The organism is Mycobacterium sp. (assembly GCF_032159765.1).
Classification (GTDB): Bacteria; Actinomycetota; Actinomycetes; order Mycobacteriales; family Mycobacteriaceae; genus Mycobacterium.
This window is the reverse complement of record NZ_JAVHWM010000074.1, coordinates 21,367-32,639: the sequence shown is the minus strand read 5'-3', so window position 1 is coordinate 32,639 and position 11,273 is coordinate 21,367. Positions and strand designations below refer to the sequence as shown.

Sequence of the window (11,273 nt, the reverse complement as noted above, 5' to 3'; positions counted from 1 at the left end):
AAGTTCGTCGCCGACTTCGTCAAGGCGTGGGTCAAGGTGATGAACAACGATCGGTTCGACTTGAATTAACCGAGCCTGATCTTCGTTCCTACTCACAGCGCCCCGCGACCTGGCAACGGCTCGCGGGGTGCTGTCATATTGCAGCGCCAATGGCGGCGTGATCATGTACCATTTGGTACATGATCACCGAGGCCTCTGTAGAGATCACAGCCTCAGCATCCGACGTCTGGCATGTCTTCGCTGACGTCGAACGCTGGCCCGAATGGACGGATTCGGTCACAAGCTTGGTCGCACTCGATGGGCCGGACCTCGCCGTCGGCAAGCGGTTCGGAATTAAGCAACCGCGTCTGCCGAAACTCGTGTGGACCGTCTCCGAGGTCACCCCAGGCACGTCGTGGACGTGGGAGCAGCGCTCGCCCGGCGGCAAGACGATCGCGCGTCACGAGGTCGTTCCGATGGCAAACGGGCGCACACTGGTCCGTCAGAAATTGGAACAGACGGGTCCGATCGGCTCGTTGGTGGGCCGGCTGATGCGGCGCACGACGGCGCGCTATCTCGAACTCGAAGGCGAAGGCCTCAAGGCGCGGGCCGAGGGCGTCCGGGAGCTTCGTGGCCCGACGTCCTGATACTGGACGGCGTCAGGAACTCCTGGACGCTCTGATCGACGAGTTCGCCTCAGGCGGCATCGGAGATCGCTCGTTGCGTCAGGTGGCCGATGCTGTCGGCACCAGCCACCGCATGCTGTTGCACCATTTCAGTTCGCGAGACGAGTTGATGCTGGCAATCGTCGAGGAGATCGAACGACGACAGCGATCGGGCCTCGATACGTTGCAGACGGCCCCGGCCGAGGGGTTCGCCGCGATGTGGGATGACGTGCGCCGACCCGAATTACGGTCATTCGAAAGGCTTTTCTTCGAGTGCTACTCGAGAGCAGCCCAGGGCGAAGAACCGTTTGCGCGCATGATCCCGGGTGCCGTCGATGACTGGCTGAACGATGTCGACGCCGCGTCCGGTGGCACTGCGGATCCTGCGATGATGCGCCTCGGGCTTGCCGTCGTCCGCGGGTTGCTGCTCGACCTGACGGCCACGAACGACGACGACGGCGTCGACCGTGCCGCGCGGGCCTTCGTCGAGCTCCTCAGGCATCAGTGAAGTTCGGTGGCCGCCGTTGCTGGAATGCGGTGGTCCCCTCAATGAAGTCCGCGGATCCGAGCAGCTCGCTCTGCCAACGCTTTTCGCGATCTAGCGCTGCGTCAAGCTCTGTTAGCGTCGACGAGTTGACCGCCGCCTTGGTCTTGCGGAGCGCAATTGCCGGCCCCGCGACGAGTCGTTGGAGCAGCTGGTCGACGGTGGCGTCGAACCCGCCTGCCGGATAAACCGCGGTCACCAGGCCGCAGTGCAGGGCTTCGGCTGCCGAGATTCGTTCCGCCAGCAGTGCCATGCGCATCGTGCGGATCCTCCCCGCCGCGGAGGCGATCAACGACGTCGCGCCGCAGTCCGGCATCAGCCCGATCTTTGTCGCGGGAAGCGAGAAATATGCGGTGTCTGAGGCGAGGACAACATCACATGCCAACGCCAGGGCTGCGCCGCCGCCTATCGCCGGACCGTGGACCGCGGCGACGACGGGACACGGCACGTTGCGAATTGCGCGCACGGCGCGGTTGGCTGCGTCGACGAGATCGCCCGGCGGCCGCGTCGACGCAGCGGCAAGGTCGTCGGCGCTGATGCTCCCGCCGGAGCTGAACGCGCGACCAACTCCCCCGAGCCGGACGACTTTGGTGCTCGGATCAGTGCTGTCCAGTGCGGCGGAAATGCCGCTCAGCACTTCTTCGTTGAGCGAATTCAGGCTGTCCGGCCGGTTGAGCGTGATGCGCAGGACGCCGCCAGAGAGTTCGACGTCCAAGCCCGCTCTCGCCATAGCGTCAGCGCTTGCGCAAGCGCTGGCCAGCGAATGCGATCGCGACGCCGATCAGCGCAATGATCGGACCGAGCACCGACCAAAGGGTCGTGCCGGTCATCTCGCTGCCCTTTACCACGCCGATTCCCTGGAAGAAGAACAGCAGACCAGCCAATGCGACGAATATTCCAACGACAACCGCAATTGAGGCACCTACTTCACGCATGACTTCGAGCCTAGTCCCGGCCAATTGGCGCGAGCACGGGTCGGTTACTGAGTGGCGTACTCGTCGTGCCAGCGCCACCATTCGTATGGCTTGCCCTGCGGGTAGCCCTCGGGCGAATCCTCCCATTCCTCTTGACGCCCCAGCGCGGTCATGTCGAGGTACGCCCACGTGTTACCCATCACCTCGTCGCCGCGGCCGTAGATGAAGTAGGTGCGGAACACCTTGTCCCCGTTGCGGATAAAGGCGTTGGTGCCATGCCACTCGTCCACGCCGACGTCGGCGTCGAAGTCGTCGGTGAGCGTGTACCACGGGATCTGCCAGCCCATTTTGGCCTTGATCCGCGCGATGTCGGCCTGGGAACCGCGTGAGACGAACACGAGCGTCGTGTCGCGCGCATTCAGGTGGGCAAGGTTGCCGACGTGGTCTGCGACCATCGAACAACCGACGCACCCGTTCTCCGGCCAGCCGTGCACTCCGGGATCGAGAAACGCGCGATAGACGATCAGTTGACGCCGACCATTGAACAGATCGACCAGGCTCGCCTTCCCGTCAGGGCCGTCGAATTCGTAGGCCTTCTCGACGGCCAGCCTCGGCATCCGTCGTCGTTGCGCTGCGAGCGCATCGCGGGCACGCGTGACTTCCTTCTCGTTCGCCATCAGTGCGAGGCGGGCGGCTTCCCACTCGTCCGCGGACACGATCGGAGGCTCATGCATCGGATTGCTCCAGTGCCGTTTTGAGATTCGAGAGCTTGGCCGGCCAGCCGCCTGAGATCATTTCACGGACCTTGCTGTCCGGCGGGAAGTCATCGTGAATGACTGTCAGCTTGACCTGGTCCCCTTGGGGTTCGAGGTCGAATGACACCTTCGAGCGTCGTTCGGCAGCGCACGTCGCGACTGTCTCTTCGTCGAGTTGTTCTACGGCAGTGGCGAGTTCGGGTATGAACGTGTGGAACGTGAAGGCCAGTCGGCGGTACGGGTCGGACTCGAGAATCACCTGATCCGGGTGCTCGATCTTGAGGCCGTGGTCTTCCCAGACATACGTCGAACCCTTCTTCCAGTCCGACACCATGCCGTGGCCCATGTAGCTGTGCGAGAACGCGGGGTCCGTGATTGCTTGCCACAGCCGCTCCGGCGTCGTCTTGATGTAGGTCGTATAGACGAATGCGTTACTGCCACTCATTGATTCGGTCTCCAATGCTGTTTTCAGGTCGGCGAGCGTTTGCACCCGCGCACGGTCGTACTGGTTGATCCAGCGGTCGGCGATGGCGTTGATCGGCTCGGCGTTGAGGTAGTGCAGCTTCTCTCTCCCCCGCCACATCGTGGTGACGAGGTTGGCCGCCTCGAGCACGGCGAGGTGTTTGCTCACGGATTGCCGAGCCATCGACAACCCAGCGCACAGTTCCCGCAGCGTCTGTCCGTTACGAGTGTTGAGGCTGTCCAGCAGCAGGCGCCGGCTGGGATCCGCCAACGCCCTGAACACCTCGTCCATCTCTGCCATCTCCTATATGCAGCCGTTTGGTTGCATATAGCTACGATAGGCAGCTGCTCGGCTGCATGTCAAGAATTAGCCGGATGCGTCGCGATCGAGCTCGTTGAATCGCGCGATCGCGGCGTCGAGGTTGTCCTCGTCGTAGATTTCGCCGCGATTGATCAGGTCGCCATCGACCGTCGACAGGGAGAGCATCCGCCACTCCGCATCGAAGCCATGTTGCGAAGTCCCGTACGACGCCTGGGTGACGACCGCACCGAAATTGGTCAACCGATGCACGGCCTCGATGTAGACCCTAAATCCAGGTGCATCGTCCAATGTTGCGAGGATGTATGCGGTCATGTCACCGGTGTCGACTGCTACCGCCCGCCGATGGTCGATGTTCACCCAATCCGCCGTCAACTTGGGGAGCGCGTGCCTGTTCACCGCAGCGAAGGATCCGACGATGGTCGACCACGTTTCTGCGTGAGCGCTCGCTTCTCCCGCGAGATAACGAGCGTCGAGTTCCGCGAGTGCGGCATCGAGGTCGTCGGGGTCGAAGAAGACGACCGCACAAATCCGGTTGTCCGCTCCTGTTTCGACAACACGGAGCGCATCGATATGGAAATCCTCGGGTGTCCACTGGTCGTGGATGGCGAAATGAACGCGACCGAGGACGAGGCGTTCCCCGCGGGTCGCAACGAGTCGCGGCGTTATGCTCTGTGCCCCGATCTCAGCCATCGCTCGGACATCAGCAACGTTTACCTCCCGTCCGCGTCGGACACCGGTCCCGACCACCTTCCGTCGATCGTCCAGGCAAATGTCATCAGTAAATACTTCCGCGAGACCGGCCCAGTCGCGCGCCGCGAAGCAGGCGTAAACGCGTTCCGAGGCTTGGCTTGCCGCGTTCTCCAGCCGCTGCGGGCGCGGGTGCAATTCCTCAAAGCGGGTGAGCGCGGCGTCGAGGTCCGCCTCATCGAACAGCTCGTAGTGGCTGAGCAGATCGCCTGCGAACACGAAAAGCCCGATCTCCCGCCATTCGGCCTCAAAACCCTCGTGCGACGTCCCATGCCCCGCCTGGGTGACGACCACTCCGAGGTCGCTCAAGCGATGCACAGCCTCGATATAGACAGTGAGGTCCGGCGCGTCTTCCCATAAGGCGTGGATGTACGGGGCCGCATCGCCGGGCGCGAACGCCCCTCCGCGCCGATGGTCGATATTCACCCAATCCGGAGTTCGCCTTGGCAATTCGTGCCTGTTGATCGCAGCGAAGGCCTCCGTGAGCACTGACCACGCGCGCGCATGATCGGCGGCTTCGCCGGCGACGTACCGCGCATCGAGCTCCGCCAGGGCGGCGCCAATGTCGTCGGGATCGAACTGGACGTGCGCCGAGAGTTGGTTCTCGGCGTTGATCTCTGTGACGTCAAGCAGTTCGGCTTGAATAGGTTGGCGCCCGTCGCCGATGTAGAAGTCTTGACGAGCCAGGACGAGGCGCTCTCCGCGGGTTGCAAGGACGGTCGGCGTGATGTTGACGGTCCCGGCTTCTGCGATGAACTTCACGGTCGCTATGTCGGTGTCCCGCCCGTGTCCAACACCAGCGTTGATCACGTGGCGGCGGTCGTCGGTCGTCAAGTCGTCGGCCAGCATCTCTGCCATGGCGTCCCAATCGCGGGCCGTCCAGTAGGCCAGGTAGCGCTCGACCAGTTGGCTAGCCGCGTTTTCCAGCCGAGAAGCTGGTCTTCTGAGTTCGTCGAACCTCGCGAGTCCGGCGTCGAGGTCCGCTTCGTCGAAGATTTCGCAGCGGTTGACGAGGTCGCCTTCGAATGTGAGAAGGCTGATCTCACTCGACTGGGTTTCGAGGCCTTCGTGCGAGATTGCACGCGTCGCGTGGGTGACGACCGCTCCGAAGTTGTTCAAACGATGCACCGCCGGGATGTAGATCATTACCTCCGACGTGAGATCCCAGAAGGCGCGGATGTTGGCGGTCAATGCATTCGCCTCGATCGTGGCGAACGGACGATGATCGATGTTCACCCACTTAGGGATCGCCGCTGGGAGTTCGCGGCGATTCAGCGCGGCGTAGGCCGCCGTGACGGTCGACCACGTGTGCGCATACGGAGCCGCTTCGCCCGCGCAATAACGGATCTCGAGTTCGGCGATCGCGGCGTCGAAGTCGTCAACATCAAACGTGACCGTCGCTGCGACCCGATTCTCGACGTCGATTTCGATGACGTGCAGAAGATCGAGGGCGAATTCCTCGGGGTCGCCATCGCCGCGCGAGAATCGGGCGCGACTAAGGGCCAGGCGATCCCCGCGGATCGCGATGGCGTTCAACGTTTGCGCGGCTCCGAGATCCGCTGCTATCCGGAAGTTCTCCATGAAGAGAGCTCGGCCGATCTGGAGGTCGGCGTTTACCACGCGACGGCGATCGTCGAAGCTGACGTCATCAGTCACCATCTGTGCCATGGCATCCCAGTCGCGGACGACGAATCGTTCTTGAAAGAGTTCGCTTACGTGGCTTGCCGCGTTCTCCACGTTAGGCGCTGGCCGGCAAAGTTCGTCGAATCTGGCGAGCGCGGCATCGAGGTCTGCCTCGTCGAATATCTCCACGCGGCTGATCTGGTCACCTCTGACCGCTACGATGTCGATCGACCGCCACTCGGCCTCGAAGCCTTCTCGTGACACCAAATGTGCTGCGTGTGTGACGACGGCTCCGCGATGGTCGAGGCGATGCGCGAACTCGGCATAGGTTCTCGTGCTTCGGTTTACCTCCCAGCCGGCGCGCAGGTATGGTATCAGTTCGCCTGGCGCAAATGCGGCCACGCGTCGGTGGTCGATGCTCGCAAAATCCCCTGTGGTCGAGGGCAATTCGTGTCGGCTGAGTGCGGCGTAGCCAGCTGTGATCACGGACCAGGTTTGCGCATGGGCTGCTGCTTCGCCAGCGAGAAATCGCGCGTCGAGTTCCGCGACCGCGGCGTCGATGTCTTCGACGTCGAACGACACCTGCAGAGCGATTCGACCCTTCTCGTCGATGCCGATTACCTGGAGGATTTCGTCGTATGGTGCACCAGGGGTCACGTCCGCCGTGCCCAAGTTCAGTCGAGTGAGTGCCAGCCGCTCGCCACGCACGGCGATAACGATTACTTCGTTGACCCGCACGTCGCCCGTCTCGAGGAGGCGCAGGTGTGACCGGTCTCCTGATGCGACGTCGATTTGCTTGAAGCCGACCATCTTCCGGCGACTCTCCAAGAACCCATCGGTCGCAAATTGGTCGTGAACCTCGTCCCAGGCTCCTCGATGGATGGCAGCTTCAGTGCGGCGGATCGTTCGTACGCACGCGGTGTCCGGCTCGGCGATCCGCGCTTGAGAACCCTCGGCCTCGAAGCGGGCGTGAACGGCATCGAGCTCGGCCATCGCGGCGTCGAGGTCTTCGACGTCGAACCACACCTGCAGCGCGATTTGGCCTTCCTCGTCAAGGCTGATGAGCTGGAGCAGCTCGTCCCGCGGTGCATCGGGACGATCGCCCTTCGTACCTACTTCCAACCGGGTGAGAGCGAGACGCTCGCCTCGTATCGCAGCAACGACACGACGATTCACCACCGCGCCCTCTTCGCGGTATTCCCGAAGGTGGGCTGTCAATTCATTCAATTCGAAGGAACGATAAGGAAAGCCGACGATTTTCCGCCGACACTCGACGGAAAGGACGGGAGCGAGCACCCGACCGAGTTCGGTCCACGATGCGCTGTTGATGGCGGCGTCGAACTGGCGAATCCTGCGAACGCAGGCATTGTCGGGTTCGACTCTCGGTGCTTCGACTGGCGCCGGATCGGCCGGCTGTTCACGCTCGCCGAGTACACGACACGCCATCTCCGCAAGTGCCGCAGCGCCTTTCCGCTCATAGAGGTCGAGCGCCTGCTCGGCGGCGGCTTGGGCCCCCGCGGTCTCGCCGGCAGTGCCCAAAACGGTTGCGAGTGACAGGCATGCGTCACCGTGATCGACCAACAAGTCGGTGCTCGCGGCGAGAGCGACGGCCTGCTCGGCGAATCGCCGGGCTTCTTCGTGCTCGCTGCGGCGCGAAAGAAGCTGTGCCCGAAGCGTGCGCCACGCGATCGACGCCTTCAAGGCGTTGCCCGCGAGTTGCTCACTTTCCGAACACAATTCGTCAGCCTCGTCGGCACGGTCGAGGGCGAGACATGTCCGACCCAGCAAGGCGGCGGTTTCAGCGGTGTCTGCGTCGAGGCCCATGCGGCGAAAACCTTTGTAGGCTTTACGCAGCGGCTGCTCGGCCGCGGCGGGATCGTCGGCGACCAGTTCGACGATTCCCGCGAACTGCTCGACCTCGAGTAGCGCATGCCTTAAGCCGAGTTCGGTTACCGTGCGTCGAGCCGAGTCGATCATCCGTCGCGCTGCGGCGGCACGTCCGCGGAATGCCTCTAGCACGGCCTGGCAGCGCGTCGACGTCGCCTCAACCGCAGGCGAGTCCGTCGTAATGCGCAGCAGCCGAACCACATCGAGACACCGCCCGCCCGCCCGCGGAACCGGGTTGGGTCCCCAAAGTGCGGCGAGCGGCGCGCCGGCGAGTACCGCGTTCACCCGGCGGTGTTCGCGCGCGCGCCGCGCTGCGGTGAGAGCGTCGTCCAAAGCGATCTCGCAGTCGCCGATCCGCCCGAGACGGGCGAGGCACGACGCCCGGACGGTGTGCGCCTTGGCTTCGCCTGCAGCGTCGTCCAGTTCGGCGAGTTTGTCCGCGGCAGCCCCCAATGCGGTTTCGACCTCGTCCAGTCGCTCGGGGTGGATCAGCATGGATAGTTGACCGTCGAAGCACGTCGCCCACGCCGCCAGGCGGGCCGATTCCATTGTCGCTTCTTGCAGTTGGGCGACCGCCCCGGCCGCTGAACCGACGTCGCCCGCGGCCAACAGCGCCTCGCAGCGAGCGATCAGCAGTTCGGCTGCCTGATCGTCGCGGTCGGGCAACTCGTCGTCAAGCTCCTCCAGCGCATGCACTGCGTGGTCATAGAGGTCGGCTGCGCCTTCATAAGCGAGACGTGCCATCGCCTGGTCTGCGGCACGCCGGCAGTACTCAACGGCTTTGGCTGCGTTGCCTGCCCATGCGCATTCGAAGTAGTGGTGTGCCAGCTCGGCAAGCAACTCGTCCTCGGCGCCGGGCTGGGTCTCCAGTGTCGCGGCGATGCGCTGATGCAGCCGCATGCGTCGCACTGACGGCAGCTCGGCGAGCAGCGACTGTCGGACGAGGGCGTGGTTGAACCGGTAGCGACCGCCAGGCTCTTCGATGACGATGCCGGCCTTGCATGCTTCATCGAATGCATCGACGAGATCCTGGTCGACGACGCGCTCGACGAGCTCGACCGAGAATCGGCTGCCGACGACCGCAGCGGCCGCAAGCGCCTTGTTCGTCTCCACGGGGAGCCGAGAAAGCCGGCGGCTCACTGCTTCTCGTACTCCCTGCGGCAGGGTGCTCTGGTCCCAGACTCCGCCGCTCTCGTCGACGTGGCGCAGCGCCTCGATGAGGAAGAACGGGTTGCCGCCTGTCACCGTCGCCAATGCCCGGGCCAGCTCGTCGTCGTCGTAGCCGGCCTCAGCGACATAGGCACTCACGTCGTCCTCGTCGAGGCCGCTCAGCGCCAGTCGGTTGGCAGTTCCATCGCGATGAAGGTCGGCCAGCATCGCCGCGAGAGGATGCGAGCGGTCGAGGTCGGTGCTGCGGTACGTGCCGATGATCTGCACGCGGGCGCGCTCGCCGAAGCGCAGGAGATGGCGCAACAACAGGAGCGTGGGTTTGGCCGCCCAGTGCAGGTCGTCGAGGATCAGCACGACGGGTGCGTTCGTGGACGCGATTTCCAACAGCGCGCCAACAGCGTCGAAAAGTGCGTAGCGCTCGGTGTCGGGGTCCGCGCGCGTCGGCGCGGCGAGATCGGGCACGACGTCGGTCAGCCCGGGAACCAGTGGAAGCAACGCTTCAACGCCGCGCAGTCTCCGGAGCCTGCTTGCGCCAAGGGACGGCACGAGCGAGCGCAGGGCTTCCGCGAACGGCTGATAGGGCGCGCCGAGGTCCTCGTCGCAACGGCCGTACAGCACGACCGCCCCCTGCTCGTAGGCCTGTCCAGACCACTCACCGGCCAGGCGTGTCTTGCCCACTCCCGGTTCGCCGGCGATCAACACCGCGCGCATCCCACCGAGGAGCGCGGCCTGCCATGCGGACATCAGTCGCGTGAGCTCACTGCCGCGGCCGACGAACGGCCCGGGGCCAGTGAGTACCGCGGGTAGGTCGGGTCGCTCCATGGGAGCGTCTGGCGTAGTCGTCTGAGCAACGTCGTCGGAGGTCTCAAGGCGAAGCTCGAAGACATGCTCTTGGCGCGCAAGGTTCTTGAGCTGGCGCATCCCCAGGTCGACCAGCGCGACATCGTCGGACAGTGAGTCGATGACGAGCTCGGCGGTCGCACCCGAGCACAGGATCTGACCCCCCGCGGCCAGCGATCGCAGTCGGGCAGCTCGATTGACCGCCCGGCCGAAGTAGTCGCCGTCGCGCAGCTCGACCTCGCCGGTGTGCAGTGCCACCCGGATCCGCATCGGCTCCTGCAGCGCCCAAGGCTCGTGAACGATCGCTTCTTGCAGCTCGATGGCGGCGGCAGCCGCCGCCGACGGCCGCTCGAAGACCGAGAACGTCGCATCGCCTTCGCCGCGTGTCTTGATCAGCCGGCCACCGCGCGACGTGACAACCTGCTCGACGAGCTCGTCGTGGCGCGCCAACGCAGGCGCCATCGCGCTGGCGTCTGCCTCCCACGCCGCGGTGGACCCCTCGATGTCGGTGAGCAGAAAGGTCACCGCACGGGTCACCGACGAAAGATTCTGTGCCGCAGGGATTTCCAGCGCAGCATCCTGCGCGACGATCGCGGCCTCGAGTCGGCGAAGCTCCGGTCCGGGGTCGACTCCGAGTTCGTCGGCCAGCAGCGAGCGGGCGCGTTGGTAGGCACTGAGTGCGTCGCCCTGTCGGCCGGCGCGATACAGCGCGAGAATCAGTTGGCCCCATCGCCTCTCGCGTAGCGGAGCCTCGGCGACTGCGGCCTCGAGCTCGCCGACGATCTCGGCCGCGCGCCCCGTCGCCAGCAGCGCATCTGCCCGGTCCTCTACCAGCGCGGCATGGCCCTCCATCCAGCGAGTTTTCTCCGAAAGGCCCCGCTGGCGATCTGGCAGTTCCGGTACTCCGCGCCAGAGAGTCAACGCCTCATCGAAGCGAGCTACTGCTTGGCTGCAATCGCCGGCAGCAGCGGCGTCCCGCCCGAGCTTCGCGGCTGTTTTGTAGCGCGATGTGTCGACCTCGGTGTCGGCGAGTGTCCAACCTGCTCCCTCGGTGAGAACGAAGCCGTCGCCCAGAGTGCGACGCAAGGAGGAGATGTGGGTCTGCAGAGCCTTGACGGCGGTGCGCGGCGGATCCTCACCCCAGAGGAGTGCAACCAGCGTGTCGGCCGCGACTGCCGAACCGATGTGCAGCCCGAGCATGGTGAGGATTGCGCGAGGTTTGGCGCCCGGAATCGCGACCGGCACGCCGCCCTGCCGGACCTGGAGAGGTCCCAATACGCGCAGCTCCACCAATGAAAGCGTAGTCACGTTGCTAGCTTCAGTTGGCCGATTCAACACGTGGTCAAGATCGGGTAAAGGCGTAAT

Annotated in this window: 7 protein-coding genes; 2 read left to right on the top strand and 5 right to left on the bottom strand. The window is 64.4% G+C overall.

Going from position 1 to position 11,273, the window contains the following annotated elements; all coding sequences use genetic code 11:
• The first annotated feature begins 179 nt into the window (after window positions 1–179).
• Window positions 180–626 (top strand): SRPBCC family protein, encoded by a 447-nt coding sequence (locus tag QOH60_RS08725; RefSeq protein ID WP_526419177.1) that lies wholly within the window; start codon window positions 180–182, stop codon window positions 624–626.
• Window positions 610–1,152, top strand: a complete 543-nt coding sequence (locus QOH60_RS08720) for a TetR/AcrR family transcriptional regulator (protein ID WP_526419175.1) — start codon at window positions 610–612, stop codon at window positions 1,150–1,152. The genes QOH60_RS08725 and QOH60_RS08720 overlap by 17 nt, the downstream gene beginning before the upstream one ends.
• Here the strand turns inward: QOH60_RS08720 and QOH60_RS08715 are convergent.
• From QOH60_RS08715 to QOH60_RS08695, 5 genes are all read right to left on the bottom strand, one after another.
• Window positions 1,139–1,918, bottom strand: a complete 780-nt coding sequence (locus QOH60_RS08715; protein ID WP_526419173.1) for an enoyl-CoA hydratase/isomerase family protein — start codon at window positions 1,916–1,918, stop codon at window positions 1,139–1,141. The genes QOH60_RS08720 and QOH60_RS08715 overlap by 14 nt on opposite strands.
• Window positions 1,919–1,922: 4 nt before the next feature.
• Window positions 1,923–2,123 carry a hypothetical protein gene (locus QOH60_RS08710; RefSeq protein WP_526419171.1) on the bottom strand — a complete coding sequence of 67 codons (201 nt, stop codon included), beginning with the start codon at window positions 2,121–2,123 and terminating at the stop codon, window positions 1,923–1,925.
• A gap of 44 nt (window positions 2,124–2,167) precedes the next feature.
• Window positions 2,168–2,836 (bottom strand): DUF899 domain-containing protein, encoded by a 669-nt coding sequence (locus QOH60_RS08705; RefSeq protein ID WP_526419169.1) that lies wholly within the window; start codon window positions 2,834–2,836, stop codon window positions 2,168–2,170.
• Window positions 2,829–3,611 (bottom strand): ArsR/SmtB family transcription factor, encoded by a 783-nt coding sequence (locus QOH60_RS08700; RefSeq protein ID WP_526419167.1) that lies wholly within the window; start codon window positions 3,609–3,611, stop codon window positions 2,829–2,831. The genes QOH60_RS08705 and QOH60_RS08700 overlap by 8 nt, the downstream gene beginning before the upstream one ends.
• A 75-nt stretch (window positions 3,612–3,686) precedes the next feature.
• Complete coding sequence (locus QOH60_RS08695; RefSeq protein ID WP_526419185.1) at window positions 3,687–11,198, bottom strand: ATP-binding protein; 7,512 nt, start codon at window positions 11,196–11,198, stop codon at window positions 3,687–3,689.
• Window positions 11,199–11,273 lie beyond the last annotated feature (75 nt).

Coding starts and splice junctions, on each gene's coding strand:
- QOH60_RS08705 (WP_526419169.1), bottom strand. CDS start 2,836: ATGCATGAGCCTCCGATCGTGTCCGCGGACGAGTGGGAAGCCGCCCGC.
- QOH60_RS08710 (WP_526419171.1), bottom strand. CDS start 2,123: ATGCGTGAAGTAGGTGCCTCAATTGCGGTTGTCGTTGGAATATTCGTC.
- QOH60_RS08725 (WP_526419177.1), top strand. CDS start 180: ATGATCACCGAGGCCTCTGTAGAGATCACAGCCTCAGCATCCGACGTC.
- QOH60_RS08700 (WP_526419167.1), bottom strand. CDS start 3,611: ATGGACGAGGTGTTCAGGGCGTTGGCGGATCCCAGCCGGCGCCTGCTG.
- QOH60_RS08715 (WP_526419173.1), bottom strand. CDS start 1,918: ATGGCGAGAGCGGGCTTGGACGTCGAACTCTCTGGCGGCGTCCTGCGC.